Below are 25,490 nucleotides of genomic sequence, written 5' to 3'. Positions count from 1 at the left end.
CCGGCCACACCATCCGCCCACCGTCACGGACAAAGGACGCAGCACTCATGACCCTCGGCACCGCAGATCTCACCCGCCTCGACCGGGCCCACATCATCCACCCCTACCTGCCGGGCAGCGCCACCGAGCGCGTCGTCATGACCGCCGGCTCCGGCTGCCGCCTCACCGACACCAAGGGCCGCGGCTACCTCGACGCCACCGGCGGCCTGTGGCTCGCCCAGGTCGGCCACGGACGTACCGAACTCGCCGACGTCGCCCACGAGCAGATGAAGAAGCTGGAGTACTTCACCAGCTTCTGGGAGTTCTCCAACGAGCGGGCCATCGAACTCGCCGCCCGCCTCGCCTCCCTGGCCCCCGAGGGCATGAACCACGTCTACTTCACCTCCGGCGGCTCCGAGGGCAACGAGGCGGCCATCAAGATGGCCCGCTACCACCACCACCGGCGCGGAGAGGGCAGCCGCACCTGGATCCTGGCCCGCAGCAAGGCCTACCACGGCATCGGCTACGGCGGCGGCTCGGCCACCGGCTTCCCGGTCTACCACGAGGGCTTCGCCCCGATGATGCCGCACGTCTCCCACCTCACGCCCCCGTGGCCCTACCGCAGCGAGCTGTACGGGGAGCGGCCGCTGAGCCCCGAGCAGGTCACCGACTTCCTGGTCCGCGAGCTGGAGGAGCGGATCGCCGAGATCGGCCCGCGGAACATCGCCGCGATGATCGGCGAGCCCATCATGGGCGTCGGCGGCATGCTCGTCCCGCCTGCCGACTACTGGCCCCGGGTGCGCGAGGTCCTGGACCGGCACGGCATCCTGCTGATCTTCGACGAGGTCGTCACCGCCTACGGCCGCGTCGGTGAGTGGTTCGCCGCGCAGTACTTCGGCGTCACCCCGGACATCATCGTCACCGCCAAGGGCATCACCTCCGGGTACGTCCCGCTCGGCGCGCTCCTGGTCGGCGACCACGTCGCCGAGGTGCTGCTGCGCGACCACGGCTTCCCGATGGGCTACACCTACAACGGGCACCCCGTCGCCACCGCCGTGGCCACCGCCAACCTGGACATCATCGAGAAGGAGGGACTGCTCGCCCGCGCGACCGGCCTGGGCGCCTTCCTCCACGGCGAACTCCAGGCGCAGCTCGGCGAGTTGCCCGTCGTCGGGGAGATCCGTTCGGTCGGCATGATGCTCGCCGTGGAACTCGTCCAGGACCGCGCCACCCGCGCACCCCTGCCGCTGCACCCCGACCGGATGCCGCACGACGTCATCCGCCGTGAGACCGGCGTGATCGTACGCGACTCCGCGCACAGCCTCGTGCTGTCCCCGCCGCTCGTGATGACCGAGGCCGAGGCCGGGGAAGTGGCCCGCGCGCTGCGCGGTGTGCTGGAGCGCACCGGGCCCACGGGTGAGATCCGCGCCGCCTGACGCCTTGGACGCGTCCGGCGCCTTCGGGGGCGGTCCGGCCCGTGACGACCGGGCCTCCCCCGCCGGTGTCCTGCCCCGCTCCACCCGACACGGACCCCACACCGTAGCGGCGCCCTTCCCCGCGCCTCCTCGCAGTCATTCCTCTCCCCTCCTAGGAACTGCCCGTGTCCTCCAACCTCTCGACGACCGATCCCCGAGCGTCGCGGCCCGAGGCCGGCGGCGCCCTGCAGCGCAGCCTCAAGCGCTTCGACATCACCGCCATGGCCATCGCCGCGGTGATCTCCTTCGACACCGTCGGGCAGATCGCCACCGGCGGCGGCGAGGCCGCCACCTGGACGGCGGTCATCGCCCTCTTCTTCCTCGTCCCCTACGCACTGCTGTTCGCCGAGACCGGCGCCGCCTTCCCCCAGGAGGGCGGCCCGTACGTGTGGGTCAAGCTCGCCCTCGGCCGTCCGGCCGCCGCGCTGACGACCCTCATGTACTGGGTCACCAACCCCATCTGGCTGGGCGGTTCCCTGGTCTTCCTCGCCGCGCAGACCTGGGACGGCTTCGTCTTCCACCTGGGCTCGGGCACGGTGGCCGACTACGTCTTCAAGCTCCTCTTCGTCTGGGTCGCCATCCTCACGGCCGTGGTCTCCCTGCGGCGCGGCAAGTGGATCACCACGGCGGGCGCGGCGATGAAGGTCCTCGCCCTCGCCCTGTTCACCCTCACCGCGGTGCTCTACGGCGTGCGGCACGGCTTCCACGGCCTGACCGGCACCAGTTTCACCCCGACGACCGCCGGTTTCCTCGCCCTGGTGCCGATCCTGCTGTTCGCCTACGTCGGTTTCGAGGCGCCCAACGCCGCCGGTGAGGAGATGCACGACCCGCAGGCCGACGTGCCCGCCGCACTCGGCCGCTCGGCGACCGTCGCGGCCTGCTGTTACCTGCTGCCGGTCCTCGCCCTGCTGGCCGTCGTCCCCGCCCGCCAGGTCACCGGCATCGGGGGCTTCATGGAAGGCGCCCGCCTCGTCTTCGGCGTCTACGGCGCCGCCGACGGCCCCCTGCTGAAGATCACCGCCGTCATGTTCGTCCTCGCCCTGCTCACCCAGGGCAGCGCCTGGATGATCGTCAGCGACCGCATGCAGGCCATGGCCGCCGCCGACGGCGGCTTCTTCACCCGCGCCCTCGGCACCTTCCATCCGCGGCTCGGCACGCCGGTGCGCACCAATCTGCTCTCCGGTGTCGTCGCCACCGTGTTCATGCTCGCCGCCATGCGGCTCGCGGACGGCGACGCGGCCGATGTCTTCGCCGTGGTGCTCACCGTCGCGGTCACCACCCTGCTGCTGTCCTACCTGGTGGTCGTGCCCGCCCTGGTCCTGCTGCGGCTGCGCCGGCCGGACGTCCCGCGGCCCTACCGCGTCCCCTTCGGCACCCGCGGCTTCCTGCTGTGCGCGGCGCTCGTGTACGCCTGGATCGTGATCGGGTCCTGGTCGGCGCTCTTCCCCGGGGTGCTGGAGCACCTCTTCGGCATCGGCTACGCCTTCCACGACGTCTGGGGCGTCTCCCGCGCCTCGTTCGAGACCTTCACCCTGGGCACCGTCGCCGCACTGCTGGTCGTGGGTGCCGTCGGGGTGGCGGTGGCACGCCGGGAGGACGCGGTGGAAGGACGGTAGACGCAGGGGCACGCGACCCCGTGCCCGGCCGGGCGGACGCCTGCCGCACCGGCCGGGCGTGCACGGTGCGGCGGCGGCCCGGCGGGCAACTCGCCGCGGTGCGCCCGGGCCCGTCGGCGCCGGGCCGGGGGCGCCTACGGAGAGGGAGCCTCGGCCGGGTGGTTCTGTGCGGGCGCCGGGGCCGCCGGCGTCGGGGCCGCGGGCGTCCGCGTGCCGCGGCGTCGTCCGACGTTCGCGACGAGTGCGGTGAGAGCACCGGCGAGCAGTCCCCAGAAGGCGGAGCCGACGCCCAGGAGGGTGACACCGGAGGCGGTGGCGAGGAAGGTGACGACGGCGGCCTCCCGCGAGTTCTTGTCGGACAGGGCCGTGGTCAGGGAGCTCTCGATGGTGGCCAGCAGACCGACACCCGCCGTCGCGAGCACCAGGGCGTGCGGCATGGCGGTGAGCAGGGAGGCGACGGTCGCGCCGAACACGCCGACGCAGAGGTAGAAGACTCCGGCCCACACGGCGGCGGTGTACCGCTTGTTCCGGTCCGGGTGCGCTTCCTCACCGGTGCAGATGGCGGCGGTGATGGCGGCGAGGTTCAGCCCGAACGCACCGAAGGGGGCGAGCAGGACGTTGGCCGCTCCGGTCCACGTCATCAGCGGGGACACGGGGACGCTGTAGCCCGAGGCGCGGAGCACGGCGACTCCGGGCAGGTTCTGCGAGGCCATCGTGACCACGAACAGCGGCACGCCGACGCTGATCAGGACCTTCCAGTCGAACTCCGGCGCGACGAAGACAGGTGTGGCGAGCGAGACCCGCAGCGTGTCCAGGCGCCATCCCCCGGTGAGGACCGAGGCGAGGACACCGCCGGCGAGGGCGATCAGCACCGCGTACCGGGGAGCGATGCGGCGTGCCACGACGTAGAGAACGAAGACGGGGAAGGCGACCGTGAAACTGCCGTGCATCGTGCTGAACAGGCCGGTGCCGAACCGCAGCAGGACTCCGGCGAGCAGAGCCGAGGCGAGCGGTACGGGGATGCGGTCCATGGCGCGGGCGAACCACCCGGTCAGGCCGGTGAGAAGGACGAGCAGGGCCGAGAGGACGAACGCGCCGACGGCCCGCGCCATCGGCACCCCGGTGAGGCTGGTGGCGAGGAGGGCCGCGCCGGGTGTGGACCAGGCGGTGACGACGGGTGCGCGATAGCGCAGCGAGAGGCCGACACAGGTGAGGGCGAGTCCGACGCCGAGCGCGAGCATCCAGGAGCCGATCTCCCGCGGGCCCGCGCCGGCCGCCTTCGCCGCGGTGAACACGAGCGCGGCCGAGCTGGTGACGCCGACGGTGACGGCGATCAGGCCGGCGGCCACGGCCGAGGGCGGGGCGGCCGCGCGTACGCGGTCGGTGAAGGAGGGCATACGGGGCAACTTCCGGCGGACGGGACGGCGGCTTGCGGCGGGCGCCCGGGAGAGGCGCCCTGAGCGTTCCGTAAACAGAACGTTCTGTTTGTGGAACACTAGGCAGGAGGGCCGAGACCCGTCAACCACGGCGACGGCGACGAGAGCGGGAGCGCGATCCGGCGATGGGGCTGAACGACGAAGTGGGGCGCAGGCTCCGCGCGCTGCGCACCGCCCGGGGCCTGACGCTCTCGGAGCTGGCGCGGCGCTCCGGAGTGGGCAAGGGCACCCTCTCGGAGCTGGAGAGCGGCACGCGCAATCCCACGCTCGAAACCCTCTACGCGCTGACGACCGCGCTCAACCGGCCGCTCAGCGCGGTACTCAGCGACGACCTGCCGTCCGGCGCCGGACGGCACGAGGCCGCCGTCTCCGGCAGTGCGGTCACGGCGGTCCTGATCGAACGGCACGAGACACCCGAGGCGCTCACCGACGTCTTCCGGATCACCATCGCCGCCGGCGCCACCCAGGAGTCCGCCGCGCACGTCGCGGGGACGACGGAGAGCCTGATGATCCTCAGCGGCACGGCCGTCGTGGGAGATCCGGCCGCGCCCAGCAGCGTCGGGCCGGGCGGGTCGGTGTGCTGGCCCGCCGACACCGTGCACCTCTACAGCGCTCCGCACGGCGACGTGCACGGCATCCTCTTCGTGCGCTACCCGGCGACCGCACCGTGATCTGAGGGCCGGCGGCGCGGCGCGGTGCCGCGCCCGCCCGGACACCGCCGCAGACTTCGGGCCCGGCTCAGTGCTCCGTGCCGTTCCCGGCCCAGACCGCGGGGGTCCGGCCCGACCACGGGCTCGCCTGCTCGAGCTGGCCGGCGAGGCGGAAGAGGAGGCCTTCCAGGCCGAATCCGGCGGCGAACTGCATGCCGACCGGAAGCCCCGTCCCGGTGTCGGCCGTGACCGGCACGGACATGGCGGGCGTGCCCGCCATGTTGAACGGCAGGGTGAACGGCGAGCGGTCGGCGACGCGGTCGATCCAGCCGAGGCCGTCGAGCGCATGGGCGCCCTCGGTGAGGCTGCCCGAGGGCGCCGGAAGCTCCGGCAGGGTCGGGGTGAGCAGGAGGTCGTGGGTGGCGAAGAACCCCGCCAGGCTCCGGGCGACCTGGTTCCGGACGGCGAGAGCGGAGACGAACTGGGCGCCGCCGACCCGCTGCCCGTAGTGGTAGCCGGCGAGGGTCACCGGTTCGAGGGTCGAGGAGTCGACGGGCCGGCCGAAGGCGGCGGCCAGTTCGTCGACCGAGGCGGCGAGGTTGACCGTGAACACCTGCGCGACGGCCAGGACGAACGCCTCCCAGGTGACTCCGAGACCGACCGTGACCTCCTCCACCCGATGACCCAGGGATTCCAGCAGACGCACGGTGCGGGACAGGGCGTCCGCGACCGGTGCGGTGGTGCGGCGCCCACCCCATGCCTCAGTGAGGACACCGATGCGCAGGGAGCCCGGAGGCAGGGTGGCCTCCTCCGCGTAGGGCCGGGCCGGCCGCTGGGCGAAGTAGGGGTCACCCGGTTCCGGTCCGCCGATCAGGTCGAGCAGTACCGCGCTGTCGCGTACGGTGCGGCTGACGCTGCCGTGAACGGCCAGGCCGCTGAAGGTCTCGTCGGCGTAGGGCCCCATGGAGACGCGGCCACGCGTGGGTTTCAGTCCGAACAGACCGGTGGCGGCGGCGGGGATGCGGAGGGAGCCGGCGGCATCGGTGGCGTGCGCGAGGGGGACCACCCCGGCCGCGACGGCCGCGGCCGATCCCCCGCTGGATCCGCCCGCGCTCCGTGCGGGGTCCCACGGATTGCGGGTGACGCCGTGCAGCACGGACTCCGTGGTGATGCTGTAGGCCAGCTCCGGTGTGGCGGTACGGCCGAACGTCACGAGGCCGGCGCCGCGCAAGCGCCGCATCAGGGACGAGTCGGCCCCGGCGACGTGCCCGGCCGCGAGACGGCTTCCGAGTTCCATCCGCCTGCCGGCCATGGAGACTCCGATGTCCTTGATCAGGAAGGGCACCCCGGCCAGCGGCCCGCTGCCGGGGCCCGGCTCGTCGTCGGCCGGCCACGTCTCCACGATGGCGTTGATCCGCGGGCCGACCGCCTCCGCGGCCCGGCGTGCGGCCGCTTCCAGTTCGGCCGGGGTCACCTCGCCCGCGGCCACCAGCTCCGCGAGCCCGACCGCGTCGAACTTCACATACTCAGATGTTTCCACTGTCTCTCCTCACTGGACAGGACGAAGAAGATACCGCTGAGTCCCAGACGATACCAGTCGGTATCACCCGGCCCGCAGTGGTATCGTCGTGGAGGAGTCGGAGAGTGGGCCGACCATCGACCGGAGACCCGGAGCAGTCATGGCATCGACCGCCGGCAGGCCGACCCGGGTGGCGAAACTGCCGCCCCGCGAGCGCATCCTCGACGCCGCCGAGGAACTCTTCCGCAGCGAGGGCGTCCGAGGGGTGGGCGTCCAAGCCATCGCCGAGAAGGCCGAGACCACCAAAATGGCGATCTACCGGCACTTCGAGACCAAGGACGCACTGGTCGCGGAGTGGATGCGGATCGTGGCCGCCGAGTACCAGGCGGCCTTCGACCGGGTCGAGGCCGAGTACCCCGGCCGGCCCAGGGACCAGATCCTGGGTCTGGCCTCCTTCATCGCCGAGGGGCTGCCGGCGATCTCGCACCGGGGCTGCCCGTTCATCAACACCATCGCCGAACTGCCCGACCGCGCCCATCCGGCACGGCAGGTGATCGAGAAGCACAAGGCCGACCAGACGCGCCGGCTGGTCGGCATGTGTGCCGGGGCCGGTCTGGCCGACCCCGAGCAGGCCGCCGCCGAGATCACCTTCGTACTCGAAGGCGCGCAGGTCAGCACGCAGAACGGCAGCATCGACCGGACCGCGGACCGGCTGATGCGGATCGTCGAGGGAATCCTGGACCGGCACCGCACCGAACGCGACGCATCACCGACGGGGGCCGGGTGACCGGCCTCGCACGACGCTCCAGGCCGACCGCCTCACCCACGCCCCGCGCCACGCCGACGGTGTCCGCAGCTCCAAGAGCTGCGGACAGAAGGGGAGTCCGATCAGTTCGCGGTGTCCGGTGCGTGCGATCGCAAGGCGCCGGAAGGCCTTGTAGCGGAGCTGTCAGGACCTTCCGGCAACGCCGCGAGCGTGCGTGCGGGACGCCGCGAGCCCGTTTTGTTCGCAGCTCTGAGACAGTCGTGCGGTCAGTGATCCTCGCTCGGCCCGCGTACGGGACAGACATGGCCGTCGCCCGGCAGTCCCATGAGGTTCAGTACCGGTTCCTCGCCCTCCGGGATCGCGAAGGTGAAGTTCGCTGCTGACGGGATCGCCACGAGCGAGCACTGGTCACCGAAGGTCAGGGACGGACAGGGCTCCCAGGGACAGCCGGCGTCGTCCAAGGCGGAGACGACGTCCCGGTACGTGAGCCCCACCGGGAAGGTGCCCGTCCCCCCGACCGCCGCGGGAGGGAGTTCGACTGTGTCCCGCCAGGTCTGGAGGCTGATGAGGGAGACCTTCCGGCAGCGGCAGACACTCAGCTCAAGATCTCCGTAGGCGAAGAGCCTCGGCCATCTTCGGCGCCGGCTCGTCGCCCCGATGTCCCACGCCTCGCCCAGTACCGCGGTCACGTCCCCCCACTCGGCTCCGATGGACACCGGGCCCAGCCGGCCCGTCTTCGCCATGCCGGTCAGGACGTCGAGAATCTGCACGAGGAGGAGTCTGACAGGTGTCCTGAGCTGCGGTCCAACGGTTTCAGGGACATCAGCCCGCCGCGAGCCGCCCGGCCCGGGCCGGTCTCAGGCGCAGGTGTTGCCGTCCGTCCAGGTCTTCGTCGTCCCTGCGCCGAGGTCGGACAGGCACCGGGTTCCGGGACACCGCCGCGCACCCGCACCCCGGCGAAGAACGGCTGGGAGTGATTCCCCCGCCCGCGCCGCACACCGACGGGCCTGTGCGGTGCGCTCGACGATCTCCTGGGTGAGAGGCGGTCCCTCGGGGAACGGCCCCGGCCCTCGGCGGTGGGTCGCGACGGCCGGGTTCCGGGTCTCTACTGCGCCCGGGGCCGCTGGGTGCGTTCGACCAGATCCGGGCTGAGCAGCGAGGTCACGGGTGCCATCATGTTGGCCACCCGGAGGAACGCCGTGCCCAGGACCGGGTCGATCGCGGCGGAGGCGCGGAAGCGGTCGAGGTAGCCGTTGATCTCCTCGTCCTGGGGGCCGCGTTCGCCCTCGACCTCGGGGAAACGCAGGTCGCCGCCGGTGGCGAGGGCCCACGGTTCGGCGAGCAGCGCGGCCGCCGCCTTGAAGAAGCGCGGCGCCAGATCCTGCCGGTCGCCGTCCTGGAGCAGGGACTCCAGAAGCTCGGCCTCCATGACCGCCACCGTCATGCCCTGACCGTAGATCGGGTTGAAGCTGCACAGCGCGTCACCGACGACGAGGAATCCACCGAGGTGACGGTCGAGTTCGCCGAAATGGTGGAGGGTGCTTTCCGGGTAGCGCATCTTGACGGCTTCGTCCACGGGTGTGGCGCAACGGAGCACGTCGGCGGCGTCCTGCCCCGCCAGGGCCGAGGCGAATTCGATCATCCCCGCGTCGTCCGTGGGAGGTTCCTCGCCGAGCAGGCCGGCCAGCAGCACCGCGACGCGGCCGGCTTCCTGCCGTATCACCACTGCGGCGCGGGGCTGCCCGGGAAAGGGCACGACCGTCGTCCCGAGCCTTCCGTCCAGCAGGCCGGGCTCCTCCTCGTAGTGCCGCGTCACATAGACGACGTTCGTCCTGACGGCCGTCCGCCGCGGGACCGGGTGGCCGGACTCCCGGAGCCAGGACAGGGCGCGGGAACCGCGTCCGGCCGCGTCCACCACCAGTTCGGCCGGCACGGTCTCCTCGGCGCCCGTGTGCCGCCGCACCCGCACCCCGGCCACCCGGCCGTCGTCGAGGAGGAGTCCGTCGACCTGGGTGCCGTCGACGAGGGAGACGTTCGGCAGGGCCCGGACGCGGTCCCGGATCATCTGCTCCGCCTGCGGCCTGCTCACACCGAAGCCGCGCAGCCCGGACACCGCACGGGCCATCCTGTGGCCGTCGAGGAACCAGGAGAAGTCCGCCTGCCCGTCACCACTGGGGACACCGGCCGCGGTCATGGCGTCGATGAAGCCGGGGAAGAGGCCGTCGAGTCCGACCGCGCCGCGGGTGAGCAGCGCGTGCACCTGGCGGCCCTGCGGTACGCCGCGGCGGGAGACGGTCTGTGCGGGGAACGTGTCCCGTTCGAAGACGGTGACGTGCGTGAACGACGAACTCAGTGCGCGTGCGGCCAGGAGACCGGCGACACTGCCGCCGATGACGACCGCGTGACCGGTGGCAGTGTGCGATTTCGTTTCCATGACAAGGGGACGGGGATGAAATGGATCTTTGTTCACCGATCGGCAGTGGCGTCCCTCACGTCCGACGGGTACTTGACGGCCCGTCACCTACCGGACGGGCCGCCGGAACTCGCAGGTGCCGTCAGGCGTCGGTGATCGGGCCGGTGCCCAGGCGGACGTTGTCGATGGCCCAGAACCAGTTGTTGCCCGCGTTGAACATCCGGAACTTGACCTTCGCCGAGGTCGCGCCGGACGGCACGGGACAGGAGAGGCGCACCAGCCGGTTCTGCTGGTCATGCCCCTGGTTGGTGCTGCCCGTGGAGGCGCCGCTGTAGTGGAGGAGCCGTACCGGCGCGCCGGTGTCGAACTCGACGGTCACCTCTGCCTCCTGGGGGCTCTCCTGCCGGTAGTGGGAGTCGAACCCCAGGTACAGGGTGGCGGTGCCGGAGGGGACCGGCACCGGCGGGCTGGTCAGCGTCGAGTCGAAGCGGCCGCGGGCGGACGGGCTGCCGGTGTCGTCCCAGTCGTCGGGGTCGGCGACGGCGACGACGCCGAGGGAGCGGGTGAACCCCGAGCGGTCCTGCCCGGCGGGGAACCAGAACTGCCTGGACAGGAAGGTCCAGCCCTGCAGTTCCCTGGTGCCCTGCGGCATGCCCGTCGCGTTGGTGACGGTCCAGCCCTCGGGCGGGGTCCGGGTCCAGCCGAGCAGGCCGGGCCGGCTGAGATCGGCCGCCGGGGCGAGGGCGCCCGCGACGGACTCGAAGTCCTCCGCGAGCAGGTATCCGGTCATCAGGGGGCCGGTCCTGGCGGGCAGGGACGCAGACGCCCGCACGGGCCGGCCGTTCAGCTTCGCCGTGACGTCGGCTCTGATGCTGCCCGTGGTGCGGGCCGCCGAGGCGGGTGCGACGACGTCCCATGCCAGGGTCACGGACGAGCGGGCCGCGACGGACGCCGGTGCGGCGCCCTTCGCCGTGGCGCTCCAGCCCTCCGGCAGGGCCGGTGCGGCGGCCAGGCCGGTGAGCGGGGAGCTGCCGGCGTTGGTGACGGTGGCCGTCACCGTGGCGGGCCTGCCGGGTGAGAGCACGGTGCCGTCGGTCCCGGGCGAGGCCGCGGGCCCGGTCAGCGTGACGCTCAGGGCGGGGGCGACCGTGGTCTGCACGCGCGCGTCGGCGAGCCTGAGCAGGCCGCCGCCCTCGCCGTGCGCGGCGACGACCAGCCGGCCCGCGGTGGCGCCGTCCGCAGGGGTGACCGTGAAGCGCACGTCGGCCGAGTTCCCGGCGCCGAGTCCTCGGGGGACCGTACCGGCCCGCTCGACCGACCAGCCGGCGGGGGCGAGCAGGGCGACGGAGAGCCCGTCGAGCCGGCCGCTGCCCTGGTTCCGCACGGTGACGACGACCTCGGCCGGATTGCCCTGTGTGAGCGGGGTGCCCAGGGGAGGAAGCGCGGCGGGCAGGGCGATCGCCGCGGTCAGCGCCGGTGCGGTGCCGGTCGCCGGGTCGGTGACCCCGGGCTCGCCGTCGGCCGGCCTGCCGCTCATGCGGCGCAGGAACGCCGGGTCGTCCCTGTCCAGGACCGCGATGTCGTACCAGCCGTGGTCCGGCAGGCGGAGCCGGACGGTACGGGACCTGCCGGGCGCGAGCGTGACGGTGCGGACGGGCCCGCCGTGCCGGTGCGAGTAGACCGACTCGCCGACGAGGAGGGTGCGGGTGGCGGCGGAGGGGTTGGAGCAGACGACGTCCACCTGGCCGGCGGCCGGATGCTCCACGAGGTGCGCCTCGGCTCCCGCGCCGCGTCCGCGCACTTCCCAGGTGGACCAGCCGGGGCCGTGGACCCGCAGGTCGTAGCCTTCGGCACCGTACTCGACCGTGGTGTCGGTGCTCTCGCGGGCGGGCACCGTCCAGGCGCGCGGCACGGTGCCGTCCGCGGGGTAGGCGGTGAGCGTGGCGGCGACGGTGCCCTGGTTGTCGAGCCGCAGGCGCACCGCCGAGCCGGTGATGTCGGTGCGCAGGCCGAGCCGGTAGGGCAGGGGGCGGGTCGGACGTGTGCCGCTCTCCTGCCTCGGCAGGGTCTGCTTCTGCGGCGGTACGGGGTTCCAGCGGGCGACCGCCGCGGGTACCGGTCCGGGCTGCTGGACCTCGGGCCTGCGGTGGCCGCGGTGGAAGTCGAAGGCGGAGGTCAGGTCGCCGAAGACGCTGCGGCGCCAGGCGCTGATGTTGGGCTCGTGGACGCCGGTCCACTTCTCCAGGAACCGGATGACCGAGGTGTGGTCGAACGCCTGCGAGCTGACGAACCCGCCGACGGTCCAGGGCGACACGATCGTCATCGGCACGCGCGGGCCGGGGCCGATGGGGCTGCCGTTGAACCAGTCGTCGCTGTTGCCGGAGGCCGGCTGGGGCGCGACGGGGGCGGGGACGTGGTCGAAATAGCCGTCGTTCTCGTCGAAGTTGATGAACAGTGCCGTCCTGGACCACGTCTCCGGGTCGCTCGCGAGGGCGTCGAGGAGGTCGTAGACGAGGTTGGCGCTGCCCACGGGGGTGGAGCTGCTGGGGTGTTCGGAGAGCGCGGCCGTCGGCACCACCCAGCTGACCTTCGGCAGGGTGCCGTTGCCGATGTCGGACCGGATCCGCTGGACGAGCGTGTCCGGCTCTGAGCGGTAGGCGCCGCGCAGGAAGAGCCGGCGCTCCGCCTCGGTCAACGCGTCGACGCCCCGCTGGAACTCGGCGAGCGCGGACTCGCGCTGCTCCGGGGTCCGCTTCCACAGGCTGTCGTAGAACTGCTCGGTGGTGGCGTAGGTGCCGGTGACCTTGGAGAGGATCTTCCGGCCGATCTCCTTCCACGGCCGGAAGTACTCGACCGCGTTGTCGGTGAAGTTGTCCCACTCCTGGTAGATCTGCCAAGAGACGCCCGCGGCCTCCAGTCGCTCGGGGTACGTCGTCCAGGTGTAACCGGGGTGGGCGTAGTCGTACGCGGCGTTGGTGACGGCCCGGCTGACGCCGTCCGCCTCGTAACCGGTCGTGCCGGACCACAGGTAGAGGCGGTTGGGGTTGGTCGAGCCGTAGACGGAGCAGAAGTAGGAGTCGCAGATGGTGAAGCGGTCGGCCAGTTCGTACTGCAGCGGTATGTCGCGGCGGTCGTAGAAGGCCATGGTGCTCTGTGTCTTGGCGGCGACCCAGTCGTTCCACCAGCCCTTCGCGCGGGCCTGGTTGGCGTCGGAGAAGCCGTGCGCCAGGGACCCCAGGTACTGGATGTCGCTCTCCTGACGGCCCGCGTCGACGGCCGCCCGACGGGCGGAGAACGGCAGCACCTCGCCGCCCTGGCGCCGGGGCTGCTCGAAGACGCTCGCTCCGGTGGGCAGGCGCAGCGGTGTGCGGTCACCGAAGCCGCGGACGCCCTTGAGGGTTCCGAAGTAGTTGTCGAAGGACCGGTTCTCCTGCATCAGGACGATCACGTGCTCGATGGCGCGCATCCCGCCGCGCGGCATCGGCGCGGCCATCGCCCGGTGCAGCGACGGGGGAAGGAGGGAGAGCGCGGCGCCCCCGGTGAGGGTGCCGAGGACCTTGCGGCGGGAGACATCAGACATGCGCCGTAGGCTAGATCGTCTTCACAGCGCTCCATAAGCGTGTGCGGCGGGATTTCTCCGGCCGTTCAGCCAACGACATCCCGCGTTCTCCTGCCGTCGGCGGCGGGTCCCGGGCGGGCGGCCCTTGCCGAGCCGGTCGCGCCCACGGGGCGGCGCCGCCGGTGCGGCCGCACCCCCGGGCGGCGCCTCGGCACCCGGAGCCGGCGCCTCGGCGCTCCCGGCGCCGCCTCCGCGCCTGACGCGGCCCGCCTCTCCGGGTTCCGGCGCTCGCCCGCCGGCCCACTCATGCGCCCGGGCTCGCCACCGATTCCCGGGACGGCCGGGCGACGCCCGCCTCACAGGCAGCGGCCGGGGCGGCCCTCCGGTGGGAGGCGGCGGGCGGGACCCAGGAGGCGGGAGCCAAGAGGCGGAGATATATACTTTCCATATGCACGTACCTTCCGGCGCCCACAGCGGTCCGCCGCCCGGGCAGCGGATCGAGAACGCCGCGCACGGCCTGCTGCGCGACCTCGGGCGACTGAACCGGGCGCTGTTCCGCGCCGGTGACTTCGGGCTGACCCGCAGCGAAGTGTCCGTGCTCGACGCCCTGGCGGCCGCGCCGCTGCGCGTCACCGAACTCGCCGGACGCACCGGGATGGTCCAGCCCCGTGTCACCGTGCTGCTCCAGAAGCTGGAGAGCCGGGAACTGGTCGTGCGCCGGCGGTGCGCGACCGACCGGCGCGCGGTGGAGACCGCCCTCACCCCGGCCGGACGGCGTCTGCTCGACCAGGGACGGCAGCGTATGGCCGAGGCCTTGCTGGCAGCCCTGCACACCACACCCGTCGACGACTGCGAAGCAGCCGTGTGCGCCGCCCGGCAGTCCGTCGCGGTGCTCGTCGAAGCCATGGAACCGGAGGCCACTTGACCAGCTCGGAAACCGCCCGCCGGCCACTGGGGCAGGACACCGGCGCGAGCCCCGCCGGGGGTAAGCGTGCCGATGTCGCCCCACGACGGGTCACCGGTCCGCACCGATGGTGGGACCGGGTGCTGGTCGCCGATCCCGGACTGGGGCAGTTGCAGGCCGGCTGGCGGACGCTGGTCGCCATGGTCACCTCCCTCGCGGTCGGCTACGGCATGGCCCATGCCCTGTCCGTGCCGACGATGACCGGCATGATGGTCGCCGGGATGATGGGCCTGATGAGCGCCTTCGCGGTCGCCGGCAACACGTGGCTCCAGCTGGCCAGGCCCATCCTGTGGATGCCGTTCCCCTATACGGCGGTGCTCTGGCTCGCCGCGGCCCTGCACGACGACCGCGCCCTGGAGATCGGCCTCGACGCCGCCGCGCTCGCGCTCACGTTCCTGCTGGCCCGGTTCGGCCCGCTGGCCCTGCTGACCGGCATGATGATGTTCAACGGTCTCATGGTCGGCATCATCGCGAAGATCCCCTCGGCGATGATGTGGCAGGCGTTCGCCGTCGCCCTGGTGTCCGCCGCGGCGGTGCTGGCCACGCGGCTGCTGCTGTGCTGTCCGATGCCGCGGGAGGACCTGCTCCGCACGCAGCGCGCCTTCGTCGTCGAGGCCCGCAGACTGGCCGACACCATGGTCGAGGCGCTGGACCCCGACGCCGACCTGGCCCGGGTCGAGCGCCGGACCAACCGCTCCCTGCGCCGCCTGAACATCGTGACGATCACGATCGACGGCCGCCTCGCGCAGCCCGAGACGGCCACCGATCCCGCGGTGGCCGAGCTGCTGCACCGCCACCTGTTCGACGCCGAGCTGGCCCTGCGGGGCATCGCCCAGGCGGTGCGGGTGCTGGCCGGCCAGTCGCCGCCCGAACGGCTGCGCCAGGCGCTGGCCGTGGGCATGCTGCTGGCCCGCGACACCCCGCCGGCCCGGGCCGGCGGGCTGCGGCCCGCTGTGGCGACGATCCGTGAGCAGGCCGACGCGATCCTGCGGGACCCGGGGGCCGGCCCGCGGGCCGCCGAGTCCGCCGCCCTCGCCCGCAGGGTCGCCGAACTCCTCGACTCGCTGGCCGACTCGCTGGTCAGCTGGCTGGCCCTGGGCGAGCGGGCGCCCGAGTCGCCCGGCGCGGTGCCCTTCCAGCCCGCCGTCGCGCTGGAGAACAACCGCGTACCCGGCTCCGTCGCGCCGATGCGGCGGGCGCTCACCGCCCGGACGCGGAGCGGCTGGCAGCGTGCGGTGCCCTTCGTACGGGCTCCCCTGCACGCCGGGGTGGCCGCGGCGATCGTCTGCCCGATCGCGGACGCCATCGATCCCCAGCGTTTCTACTGGGGCCTGGTCGGCGTGATGATCACCCTGTTCGGCACGAACACCACGCACGAGCGGCTGCGCAAGTTCGGCCACCGCATGATCGGCACGGTGGCGGGCGCGGTGATCGGTGTGCTGCTGCTCCATGTGACCGGCCACCACCACATCTACTGGACGCTCGCCGTCATCGTCGCCGGTCTCTCCTTCGGCTCCTGGGGACTGCAGCGGGCCTACGCGCTGTGGGTCGCCGGGCTGGTCACCGCGCTCGTGCAGCTCTACGGACTGACCACCCCCGACAGCCGGATGGACCACCTGCTCGGTGAACGCCTGCTGGACAACGGCCTGGGCGTGCTGGTCGCGACGGCCTGCGCCGCCCTGATCTTCCCCCTGTCCACCCGGGCGGTCGTCCGCGAGGCCGAGCACGGGTACGTCCGGGCGGTGCAGAACCTGCTCACGCAGGTCTGCGCCCGCTGGGAGGAGCCGGACAGCCCGGTCCGGCTGCGTGGCGCGGCACGCGCCGTCGACGCCGCGCTGTTCGAGGTCACGGAGGTGTCCCGGCCCGTGGTGCGGATGCCGCTCGGGGTGCGCGGGCGGGCACCGCACGAGCGCATGGCCCTGCTGAACACGGCCGCCGCGCACGCCCGGGCGCTGGCGGTCGCGGCGGACGTCGACATCGACCTCTCGTCCCCGTTGGCCGAACGCGCCCGGCTCATCACCCGCACCCTCACCGATTCGCTGAGGGCGCTCGACCACCACCTCGCCAACGGCACCGCCCAGGGCGCCTGGCATCCCGTCGGCCCGCTCGTGCAGGAGTTCCAGAGGGAGCTGCGGCCCGCCGCGCCCGGTCCCCGCGCGCGGCGGCTGCAGACCGCCCTGCGCGAGCTGGGCGCCCTCGACGCGGCCCTGGCCGCCTTCGCCGAACAGTGCGGACTGCCGCCGGCCTCCGGCGCCGGCCGGGAGGACGGGCCGACGCCCGCCGCCCTGCCGCGGCAGACCCGGTCCTCGGCGGCGGACCGGTGCCGGCCGCAGTCGGCACGGCCCGCGGCCGCTCCCACCGCCACCGCGTACGCTCCCGGCCCCGGTGCGGAGCCGACGGACGCCACGGCCGGTGTGCCCGTGACCGGCGCGGTCCGCTGCGCCGCCCACCCCGGCGGCTGCTCCGCCCAGATCACCGTGGTGAACGCACGCGGACAGCGGATCGCCCACACGTACACCGACGCGGGCCACTACCGGCTCACCCTGCCTGCGGGGCACCACACCGTCGTCGTGTCAGCACCGGATCACTCCCCCCGCGCGGAACCCGTCACGGTGCACGCCGCACAGCCGGGGATACGCCTCGACGTCCGGCTGTAGTAGCCGCCCCGCAGGCCCGTACGGCATCGACGGCGATGCCGGCTCGGCGGGCCCCGTCTGGGGGGCGCACGGGCCTACGGGGCGCACCGACCGCCGGCCGGACACGGTGCGCCGGTGGTGCGCCCGGCACGGCTCCCGGGCGTTCAACGGGCGGCGGGCACGGCCCCCGTCCCGCTCCGCGGGGAGCGTTCCTCCGCCGCGGCCAGCCAGAAGAAGACCGGTGGCAGGGTCAGCTCGATCACCGTCAGCGGGATCTGGAACCAGTGCGGCGGGCCGTGCAGGGCGAGCGAGAGGAGCCGGCCCGCGCCGCCGAGCAGGAAGACGGCGGCCAGCCACCGCACCGCCTGCGCGGGGATCGGGCGCTGCCGGGCGGCCCAGAGCCAGGCCAGTCCGTAGCCGGCGAAGGAGGCCCCCATGAACCGGCCCCAGCTGTCGACGGTCGTCCCGGCGGAACCGGCTCCGGGGATCGCCGCGTTGCCGAGTGCCACGTGGAAGAGGCCGATCGCCACGCACGCCCAGCCCGTCAACCGGGTGAGCAAGCGCAGAGCTGTGGCCATGACGCCTCCAGGCTGTGGGGCGGAGCTTGGTTGACACGTGTCTCCTAGCTTGGGATCGCTGGTAGACGTCTGTCAACTATGCTTCGTCCGTGCCTCCTCGCCAGCGACTGACTCCCGCCGCCCGCCGCGCCCAGCTCCTCGCCGTCGGCGCACGGCTCTTCGCCGCGCACCCCTACGCCGACGTACTGATGGAAGAGGTCGCGGAACAGGCCGGCGTCTCCCGCGCCCTGCTCTACCGTCACTTCCCGAGCAAGCAGGCGCTGTTCGCGGCCGTCTACCGGGAGGCGGCGGACCGGCTGCTCGCCGAGACCCGGTTCGACCCCGCCGATTCCCTGGTCGAGCAGCTCGTCCAGGGCATGGACGTCCATCTGGACTACTTCGTGGCCAACCGCAACGCCGTCCTCGCCGCGAACCGGGTCCTCGCCGGGGACCCGGTGATCCAGACCATCATGACGAACGAGCTGGACGCGCTCCGCGCGCGGCTGCTGGCCGTGCTCCCCCTCGCGGACGAGGGCACGCGCGAGGCCGTGTCCGGCGTCCTGAAGAGCTGGCTGGTCTTCGTCCAGGTCCTGTGCGTCGACTGGCTCGCCCGGGAGACCTGTACGCGCGCCGAGTTGCGCGACGTCTGCATCGGCGCGGTGCTCGGCGCGCTGCGGCCGCTGCTCGCCGAGGACCCCGCCCCCGACTGGCCGCGGCACGGGCCCGGTGCGGGCGCCGGCGACGCGCCGGACCGCGGCGAGTAGACCGCCTGCGTGCCGGCGGGACCGACGCCTGCGCCGGAAGGTCCGCAGGGCGGACCGGGTGGTGACGCGGTACCGGGAAGGAGCCGGTCCGCGCCCTCGTCCCTCAAGCCGACGCCGGCCGCGCCGTGTCCTTCGCGCGGATGCGCTGGGTGAGGAAAAGGGCCGCGCGGTCCAGCGCCTCGTCCGCCTCGTCCAGGACACCGGCGAACGCCTGGAACACGTGCGGCACGCCGGCGGTGACGTCCAGGACGACGTCCACGCCCGCCGCCCTCGCCCGCGCGGCGAGCCGCGTGGAGTCGTCCAGCAGGAGTTCGTTGGTGCCCACCTGGAGCAGCATCGGGGGGAAGCCGGTCAGATCGGCCAGGACGGCCGGACTGAGCAGCGGCTGGTGCGGGTCGGCACCGGCGAGGTACATCGCCCCGGTGTGCTCGAGGGCGCTGCGGGTGAAGACCGGGTCGATGCCTTCCTTGGTGTCCATGCTCTCACCCGTCCGGGTGGCGTCGAGCCCCGGGGAGAACGCCACGAGGGCGGCGGGCAGCGGGAGGCCCGCGTCGCGTGCGGCCAGACAGGTGGTGACGGCGAGGCCGCCGCCGGCGGAGTCCCCCGCGAACGCGATGGCCGAGGGGTCCTCGCCGCCGTCGAGCAGCGCGCGGTAGGCGCCGAGGGTGTCTTCTATCGCGGCGGGGAACGGATGCTCCGGGGCGAGCCGGTAGTCCACCGAGTGCGCCTGGAATCCGGTCCTGGCCACCAGGTGTCCGGTCAGCGACAGGGCGGTCTCGGGGGACCCGAACACCCAGCCGCCGCCGTGGAAGTACAGGATCGTCCCGGCCCGCCGCCCGCTCGCCGGCTCGACACGCAGTGCGGGCCGGCCGCCGAGCGTGGCGGGCGTGGTACGGATGTCGCCGGGCACGGCCATCTGCGCCATCAGCGCCCTGAAGCCCGCGCGCAGCGCTTCGGGCGACTGGGGGCCCTCGGGCCTCGGCGTCCGCATCATCGCGTCCACCCGGGCACGCTGTTCCTTGCTCATGGGTGTGCTCCCCTCACGAAGTACCTTCCCGTACACTATATGCCATGGAAGGTAAATCAACGGGAGGCCCGGTCGACCTGCCGGTCCTCTTCTCCGACCTCGTCCGGTGCGAGACGCGTCTGTACAACGCCCTCAACGACCGCCTCCGTGAGCGGCACGGGATCGTCACCTCGCAGTTCGAGGCCCTGCGTTACCTGCGCGAACACCCCGGGGCCCGGGTGGCCGACCTCGCCGCCGAGTTCGCCATCGGCATCGGGGCGACCAGCAAGAGCGTCGATCGCCTGGAGAAACAGGGGTGGGCCGTCCGGCAGCCGAATCCGTCCGACCGCCGGTCCTCCCTGCTGACCCTGACCGACGACGGCTCGCGGCTCGTCGACGCGGCGGAGGAGACGTTCGGCGACGCGCTGGCCGAGCTGATCGGAGACGCTCTCGACGGCTCCTCGGTGGCCGCGGTCGCCCGGGCCCTCGCGACGCTGCGCTCCGCCCTCGAGGACAACCGGATCGGCGCGCCCACCGGCTGACCGCCTCCGGACGATGACGCATCGGGGTACGCCGCGCGGGGCACGCCACGCCGGGGCGCGCCGGGCAGCCTTCGCGTCGGCTGCCGGTCGCCGGTCTTCGGCCGCCGGTTGCCGGTTGCCGGTCGCCGGTCGCCGGTCGCCGGTCGCCGGTTGCGATTACTGGACGCCGGGCGCCGGTCGCCCGTATCAACCCACCCCGGAAGCAACACATTCGGACACTCGCTGATCTCAACACGGCCTGAAAGCAAGGGACATGGATGTGTTCGACCAGCGCGCGTACCTTGCGAGCGGTTCGGGGGCAGCGCCGACGTGTCTCGCGTGGCGCGGAGTCGGGCTCCGTCCCCCACCACCAGGAGCACGTCAGGCGCGAAAGAAGCGCTCCCGCCCGCCTGCTCCCCCTCGGCACGTTCCGGGCGGCCGTCGCCACCCGGTGGCGGCCGGCCGCCGCGGCCCTTCGTGGCGGTCCTCGGCGTCCGGGGGATCGTCCTGGGCGTCCTCGCTTTTCTTCCGGCGTCGGCGGGCAGGTCTGGCAGCAGCGCTCCGACGGCTCCCTGTCGGACCCGCGGTCGGGTCGCTGCTTCGTCGCCTCCGACGGTGCCACCGACAACGGCACCCGGCTGCGCGTCTGGAACTGCGACGGCTCGGCGGCACAGAAGCTCGCACTGCACCGAGGGGCGCATCGGGCGTGCTGAGGGCGGGTGCCCGGGGCGCCCGCCGCGCACCCGTCCCGGCCGGACCCCGCGCCGTGGCAGGCGGGTCACGGCGCGCGCCGTGCGGACGGGGACGAGGTGGCCCGCCGGTGGAGGAGGAGTTGTGTCACGGAGCGACCGGCGGCGTGACCGGCCGCCGGGTCACGACGGCAGCGGGCAGACCTCGGCGAGGGCACCGCTGCGCCTGGAAGGACCACGCATGGCCGATGCCGCCGCGCGGCGCCCCGGGACCCGGCCGGCTCCGCTCCCCCCCGGAAGCGGCCGCGCGCCGCCCGCCGCGCACGGGGGTCGCGCTGACCGACGCCCGGGGGCGGGTGCACCGCTGGGACGTCGGGGCCGAGGAGCTGACCGGGATCAGTGCGGGCGAGGCGCTGGGGCGGGAGCTGGCGGACGTGCTCGCGTCCTCGCACGGATTCCGCCACCGGCTGGCCCGTGCGCTCGACCGCGCCGCACGTTCGGGCGAGCCCGGTGAGCCCCTGCCGCTCCCCCGCACCGCCGGACGCCGCGTCGTCCGGCTGCACCCGCTGCGTCCGCCCGGCACCGTGGCCGCCGTGTTCTCGGACGCCACCGCCCCGGTGCGCGGGGACGACCGCAGCGAGCTGCTGGCCGCGGCCTTCGAGAGGTCACCCGTCCCCACCGCCGTGTTCGACGCCGGCCTGCGCTACGTCGGCGTCAACCGCGCCCTGCAGGCGGTCAACGGCCTCCCCGAGCCGCCGCACCTGGGCCGGTCGATCACGGACATGCTGCTGTCCTTCGGTTTCACCGCCGAGCAGGCCGCCCGGGTGCAGGCCGTGGCGGCTGAGGTGAGGCGCACCGGCACACCGGCGCAGGACACCCTGTTCACCTCCGCACCGGACTCCGTGGCGCCGAACGGCCGCTGGTGGAACACCCGCTGGTACCGGCTGGAGGGCCCGCAGGACCGGGTCCTGGGCGTCGGTGTCGACGTCACCGACGTGACCGCACGTGAACAGGTCGCCGCCCAGGCCCGGGCCGGCCAGGAGCGCCTGGCCCTGCGGGACACGGTGCGCGACCACCGCGGTGACGTGGCGGCCCTCTGCGACCGGCTGGTCGGCTCATCCGTCGCCGGCCGGCGCCAGGACGACGTCGCCCTGCTGGTGGCACAGGTGCGGACACTGCCGCGCGACGACGTCGTCTCCTGGGACCTGGCGGCGGACCCAGGCGCCCCCCGCCAGGCCCGGCACCTGGTCGGCCGGCAACTGGCCGCCTGGCACCTCGACGACCTCATCGACGTCACGGAGCTGCTGGTCAGCGAACTGGTCACCAACGCCGTACGCCACGGCACCCCGCCCATCACGCTGCGGCTGCTGCGCCTGGACCGGCTGCGCTGCGAGGTGTCCGACCACGGCCGGATGCTGCCCCACATGCGGCTGGCCGGGCCGGCCGACGAGGGCGGGCGGGGCATGCACATCGTCAGCATGCCGGGCTGCCGCTGGGGCGCGGACCGCACCGACGACGGCAAGACCGTGTGGTGGGAACAGGATCTCGGGACCGGCTCGGACCGGGCGGAACCCGAAGCACCGCTCAGGCCAGGAACTCCCCCAGCATCCGGTTGAGTTCGTCAGGCCGCTCGGTCGGGAGGGAGTGGTGCGAGGCGCCGGGCAGGGTCCCGACGGTGGCAGCGGGAAGGAGGCGCCGGGCCCGCGCGGCCACGCGTCGCGCGTCGTGGGCCCGGCTGCGTCCGGCCAGGAGCACCAGCGTCGGAACGGTGAATTCCCTCAGATCCTGTGCCGCCGGCCGTCTCATGGCGACGACCTGGGACCGACGGGCGGTGGCGGTGCTCTCCAGGAAAGCGCCCCACACCGGATCCTGCGGGTCCCCTCCCGTCTCCCACCGGTGGAACGCCCGGATCCGTCCGGGAGTGGGCCTGAGCAGCATCGGCAGCGCCCGTACGAGGTAGCGCACCCGCAGACCGGCGAAGCAACCGGTGGGGTCGAGCAGCGCGAGCCGCCGGACCCGGTGCGGCGCGTGCAGCCCGTACATCAGGGCGATCCAGGCGCCGTAGGAGTGGCCGCACATCCGGACGCCGTCCAGGCCCAGTTCACCGAGGACGCCGTCGAGTCATGCGGTCAGGTCGGCGGCGCCGCGCAGGGGTGTCCCGTCGTGCACGCTGCGGCCGATGTCGCCCATCAGGTCGAGGGCGTGGACCCGGTGGGTGCGAGCCAGGTGGCCGACGGCCGCGAACCACGCAACGGAGGTCGCTCCGCCCCCGGGCAGCAGCACGAGGGGGGTGCCGTCCTCCGGCCCGCAGACGTGGACCTGGGTGCTCCCGTAAGCCGACGTGACCTGCCTGCTGAGGACCTCCACGGGCCACCGCCGCAGGACGGCGTCGTACGCCTCGGAGAAGTCCGGCACCCCCGTCACCCTCGGCTCCGTCCCCCTTGAATCCGTCACCTTCGGCTCCGTCCTCTCGCCCACGGTCCCCGCCCCCGACGCCTCGCCCGGTGATTGCTCGACCTACGATAATCTCGACCACCGAGATATTGAAGTTCTCGGACATTGAAGTTCTCGATCACCGAGATGTCCGGAGTCCGATCGGAGGAGACGGTGGACCACGACGAGCCCGGCCTGCAGCTGGTGCACCTGCTGCGCGCCGTGACCGTGGAACTGAACCTGTCCGCGGCGGAGTTCGCCGCGGACAACGGGCTGCACCCCACGGACGTGCGCGCGCTCATCCACCTGCTGGACGCGGACCGCGAGGGCGTCACCGCCACCGCCGGGCGGCTGGGCACGCAGCTGGGGATCAACTCGGCATCGACCACCGCGCTCATCGACCGGCTCGAACGGCTGGGCCTGGTCCGCCGCGAACGCGACACCCGCGACCGCCGGCGGGTCCTGCTCGCGGTCACCGACAAGGCCGTCGCCCTGGGCTGGTCGTTCTTCGGGCCGCTGATCAGGGAGATGATCGCCTCGATGGACTCCTTCGACGCGGCCGACCTGGCGGTGGTACGCCGCTTTCTGCTGGCCATGCGCGAGGTCACCGCCGCGGCGCGAGAGGCCGGGCGAGAGGGCACCGCCGGGCGGTGAAGCCCGGGCGGTGAGAGCCGCGGCACCGGCCGGTGGGGACGGGAACGGGCGGCGGGGACCGGCGCACCGGCTGCTCGCGGGAGGCGCGCACGCGCCGTGGGGCCGATGATCGTACCCAACGGGCGGCATGCCGTCGGACCGATCGGTGGGAGAGGCACGCGTGGGCACGGACTCGGAGCGAAGTGGTGAACGCCTGCACTGCCTGGTCACCGGGGCGTCCGGGTACGTGGGCGGACGGCTGGTGCCGGAACTGCTGGAGGCGGGCCACCGGGTCCGGTGCCTGGCCCGCTCCCCCGGCAAGCTGCGCGACCACCCCTGGGCGCCGGACGCCGAGACGGTCCGGGGCGACGTCACGGATGCGGCCTCCCTGGCCTCGGCCATGCGCGGGATCGACGTCGCGTACTACCTGGTGCACGCGCTCGGTACCGGGTCCCGGTTCGAGGACACGGACCGCCGCGCGGCCCGGACCTTCGCCGAGCAGGCACGGGTCGCCGGCGTGCGGCGGATCGTGTACCTCGGAGGGCTCACCCCGCAGGGCGTCCCGGAGCACGCCCTGTCCCCGCATCTGAGGTCCCGCGCCGAGGTGGGGCGGATCTTCCTGGAGGGCCCCGTCCCGGCCACGGTGCTGCGGGCGGCCGTCGTCATCGGCTCGGGCTCGGCGTCGTTCGAGATGCTGCGCTACCTCACCGAGCGGCTGCCGGTGATGGTGACCCCCAGCTGGGTGCGCACCCGCATCCAGCCCATCGGGATCCGCGACGTGCTGCGCTACCTCGTCGGCTCGGCGGCCATGCCGCAGGACGTCGACCGGGCCTTCGACATCGGCGGTCCGGACGTCCTCACCTACCGTGACATGATGCGCCGCTACGCGGCTGTCGCGGGGCTGCCGCACCGGCTGATCCTGCCGGTGCCGGTGCTCACGCCGGGGCTGTCCAGCCACTGGGTCGGCCTCGTCACGCCGGTGCCCGCCTCGATCGCCCGGCCGCTGACCGAGTCGCTGCGCCACGAAGTGGTCTGCGCCGAGCACGACATCTCCCGCTACGTCCCCGACCTGCCGGGCCGGCCGCTGCCCTTCGACGAGGCGCTCGCCCTGGCGCTGCGCAAGGTGCGCGAGGCGCAGGTCGCCACCCGGTGGTCGTCGGCCGCGCTGCCCGGGGCGCCCAGCGATCCGCTGCCCACCGACCCGGACTGGGCCGGTGGCAGCCTCTACGAGGACGAACGCGAGATGCCGGTGAACGCGTCCCGGGAGTCCCTGTGGAAGGTGATCGAGGGCATCGGCGGCGACAACGGCTGGTACTCCTTCCCGCTGGCCTGGGCCGTCCGCGGCTGGCTGGACCGCTTCGTCGGCGGTGTCGGCCTGCGCCGCGGGCGGCGTGACGCCGAGCGGCTGCGCGTCGGTGACTCACTGGACTTCTGGCGGGTCGAGGAGATCGAGCCCGGCCACCTCCTGCGGCTGCGCGCCGAGATGCGGCTGCCCGGCCTGGCCTGGCTGGAGATGCGCGCGGAGACGGACGAGGAGGGCCGCACCCGCTACCGCCAGCGCGCCCTGTTCCACCCGCGCGGCCTGCTGGGCCACGCCTACTGGTGGTCCGTCTCGCCCTTCCACGCCCTCGTCTTCGGCGGCATGGCCCGCAACATCACCCAGGCCGCCGCCAAGGGGATGAGCGCACGCGGACCACGCTCGTCCGCAGGGCGCCTCCGCCCCTCCCGCTCGGGGCGGACAGGTCGGTAGGAGCGTCCACGGCGTGCCGGGAAGACGGCAGCGGCCGGGGAGCCGGGCTCACGCGTCGGCACACCGGCCCGGAGAGCGCGGAAGGCTTCCGGGACATCGGCGCCGGGACCCCGCGTCGCGCTTC

20 protein-coding genes are annotated in these 25,490 nt (G+C 73.4%); 11 read left to right on the top strand and 9 right to left on the bottom strand.

From position 1 onward, the window contains the following. Positions 1-47: 47 nt before the first annotated feature. On the top strand, positions 48-1,415 hold the full coding sequence (locus ABZ719_RS10085; protein WP_366724739.1) for an aspartate aminotransferase family protein: 1,368 nt from the start codon (positions 48-50) through the stop codon (positions 1,413-1,415). Positions 1,416-1,579: 164 nt separating this feature from the next. After that, entirely contained in the window at positions 1,580-3,070 is a 1,491-nt protein-coding gene (locus tag ABZ719_RS10080) for an APC family permease (protein WP_366724738.1), read from the top strand. A 134-nt stretch (positions 3,071-3,204) separates the two neighbouring features. Here ABZ719_RS10080 and ABZ719_RS10075 read toward each other — a convergent pair whose 3' ends face one another. Continuing rightward, positions 3,205-4,467: a benzoate/H(+) symporter BenE family transporter gene (locus tag ABZ719_RS10075; RefSeq protein ID WP_366724737.1), complete on the bottom strand. Its 1,263-nt coding sequence runs from the start codon at positions 4,465-4,467 to the stop codon at positions 3,205-3,207. A gap of 164 nt (positions 4,468-4,631) precedes the next feature. Here ABZ719_RS10075 and ABZ719_RS10070 point away from each other — a divergent pair, with 164 nt between their 5' ends. Then, the gene (locus ABZ719_RS10070; RefSeq protein ID WP_366724736.1) at positions 4,632-5,177 is read left to right on the top strand and encodes a helix-turn-helix transcriptional regulator; all 546 of its coding nucleotides are present in this window, start codon (positions 4,632-4,634) and stop codon (positions 5,175-5,177) included. A 67-nt stretch (positions 5,178-5,244) separates the two neighbouring features. On the opposite strand, the gene ABZ719_RS10065 is transcribed toward ABZ719_RS10070, so the two are convergent. Next, complete coding sequence (locus tag ABZ719_RS10065; RefSeq protein WP_366724735.1) at positions 5,245-6,696, bottom strand: amidase; 1,452 nt, start codon at positions 6,694-6,696, stop codon at positions 5,245-5,247. A 139-nt stretch (positions 6,697-6,835) separates the two neighbouring features. Here ABZ719_RS10065 and ABZ719_RS10060 point away from each other — a divergent pair, with 139 nt between their 5' ends. Continuing rightward, positions 6,836-7,462 carry a TetR/AcrR family transcriptional regulator gene (locus ABZ719_RS10060; protein WP_366724734.1) on the top strand — a complete coding sequence of 209 codons (627 nt, stop codon included), beginning with the start codon at positions 6,836-6,838 and terminating at the stop codon, positions 7,460-7,462. A gap of 245 nt (positions 7,463-7,707) precedes the next feature. Here the strand turns inward: ABZ719_RS10060 and ABZ719_RS10055 are convergent, their stop codons facing one another. From ABZ719_RS10055 to ABZ719_RS10045, 3 genes are all read right to left on the bottom strand, one after another. Then, on the bottom strand, positions 7,708-8,211 hold the full coding sequence (locus ABZ719_RS10055; protein ID WP_366724733.1) for a hypothetical protein: 504 nt from the start codon (positions 8,209-8,211) through the stop codon (positions 7,708-7,710). 335 nt (positions 8,212-8,546) lie between these two features. Continuing rightward, complete coding sequence (locus ABZ719_RS10050) at positions 8,547-9,875, bottom strand: FAD-dependent monooxygenase (RefSeq protein WP_366724732.1); 1,329 nt, start codon at positions 9,873-9,875, stop codon at positions 8,547-8,549. 121 nt (positions 9,876-9,996) lie between these two features. After that, positions 9,997-13,434: a phosphocholine-specific phospholipase C gene (locus tag ABZ719_RS10045; protein WP_366724731.1), complete on the bottom strand. Its 3,438-nt coding sequence runs from the start codon at positions 13,432-13,434 to the stop codon at positions 9,997-9,999. A gap of 427 nt (positions 13,435-13,861) precedes the next feature. Between ABZ719_RS10045 and ABZ719_RS10040 the strand changes: the two genes are divergently transcribed. Beyond that, entirely contained in the window at positions 13,862-14,338 is a 477-nt protein-coding gene (locus ABZ719_RS10040; protein WP_366724730.1) for a MarR family transcriptional regulator, read from the top strand. Continuing rightward, positions 14,335-17,034: an FUSC family protein gene (locus ABZ719_RS10035; RefSeq protein ID WP_366724729.1), complete on the top strand. Its 2,700-nt coding sequence runs from the start codon at positions 14,335-14,337 to the stop codon at positions 17,032-17,034. Before ABZ719_RS10040 ends, ABZ719_RS10035 begins: the two co-directional genes overlap by 4 nt. A 143-nt stretch (positions 17,035-17,177) precedes the next feature. On the opposite strand, the gene ABZ719_RS10030 is transcribed toward ABZ719_RS10035, so the two are convergent. Then, positions 17,178-17,591, bottom strand: a complete 414-nt coding sequence (locus ABZ719_RS10030) for a DUF4345 domain-containing protein (protein ID WP_366724728.1) — start codon at positions 17,589-17,591, stop codon at positions 17,178-17,180. A gap of 89 nt (positions 17,592-17,680) precedes the next feature. On the opposite strand from ABZ719_RS10030, the gene ABZ719_RS10025 reads away from it, so the two are divergent. Beyond that, positions 17,681-18,334, top strand: coding sequence for a helix-turn-helix domain-containing protein (locus ABZ719_RS10025; RefSeq protein ID WP_366724727.1), 654 nt, complete (start codon positions 17,681-17,683; stop codon positions 18,332-18,334). 103 nt (positions 18,335-18,437) lie between these two features. Here ABZ719_RS10025 and ABZ719_RS10020 read toward each other — a convergent pair whose 3' ends face one another. Continuing rightward, a complete protein-coding gene (locus ABZ719_RS10020) occupies positions 18,438-19,361 on the bottom strand; it encodes an alpha/beta hydrolase (RefSeq protein WP_366724726.1) in 924 nt (307 codons plus the stop codon). Positions 19,362-19,405: 44 nt separating this feature from the next. Between ABZ719_RS10020 and ABZ719_RS10015 the strand changes: the two genes are divergently transcribed. Both ABZ719_RS10015 and ABZ719_RS10010 read left to right on the top strand, forming a co-directional pair. Further along, positions 19,406-19,882, top strand: coding sequence for a MarR family transcriptional regulator (locus ABZ719_RS10015; RefSeq protein ID WP_366724725.1), 477 nt, complete (start codon positions 19,406-19,408; stop codon positions 19,880-19,882). 916 nt (positions 19,883-20,798) lie between these two features. Beyond that, complete coding sequence (locus tag ABZ719_RS10010) at positions 20,799-22,166, top strand: PAS domain-containing protein (RefSeq protein WP_366724724.1); 1,368 nt, start codon at positions 20,799-20,801, stop codon at positions 22,164-22,166. On the opposite strand, the gene ABZ719_RS10005 is transcribed toward ABZ719_RS10010, so the two are convergent. Together ABZ719_RS10005 and ABZ719_RS10000 are read right to left on the bottom strand one after the other, a co-directional pair. Continuing rightward, positions 22,135-22,644, bottom strand: coding sequence for an alpha/beta hydrolase (locus tag ABZ719_RS10005; protein ID WP_366724782.1), 510 nt, complete (start codon positions 22,642-22,644; stop codon positions 22,135-22,137). The two genes, ABZ719_RS10010 and ABZ719_RS10005, sit on opposite strands and share 32 nt — an antisense overlap. Positions 22,645-22,671: 27 nt before the next feature. Beyond that, entirely contained in the window at positions 22,672-22,974 is a 303-nt protein-coding gene (locus ABZ719_RS10000) for a hypothetical protein (protein ID WP_366724723.1), read from the bottom strand. Between the two features lie 156 nt (positions 22,975-23,130). Here ABZ719_RS10000 and ABZ719_RS09995 point away from each other — a divergent pair, with 156 nt between their 5' ends. Together ABZ719_RS09995 and ABZ719_RS09990 are read left to right on the top strand one after the other, a co-directional pair. Further along, positions 23,131-23,637 (top strand): MarR family transcriptional regulator, encoded by a 507-nt coding sequence (locus ABZ719_RS09995; RefSeq protein ID WP_366724722.1) that lies wholly within the window; start codon positions 23,131-23,133, stop codon positions 23,635-23,637. Positions 23,638-23,764: 127 nt separating this feature from the next. Then, positions 23,765-25,366: an SDR family oxidoreductase gene (locus ABZ719_RS09990; RefSeq protein ID WP_366724721.1), complete on the top strand. Its 1,602-nt coding sequence runs from the start codon at positions 23,765-23,767 to the stop codon at positions 25,364-25,366. Positions 25,367-25,490: the final 124 nt, after the last annotated feature.

The sequence above is a fragment of the Streptomyces sp. NPDC006743 genome, from assembly GCF_040703815.1.
Taxonomy (GTDB): domain Bacteria; phylum Actinomycetota; class Actinomycetes; order Streptomycetales; family Streptomycetaceae; genus Streptomyces.
Note: the sequence above shows the minus strand (reverse complement) of the source record. Positions and strands in the feature narration are given on the sequence as shown.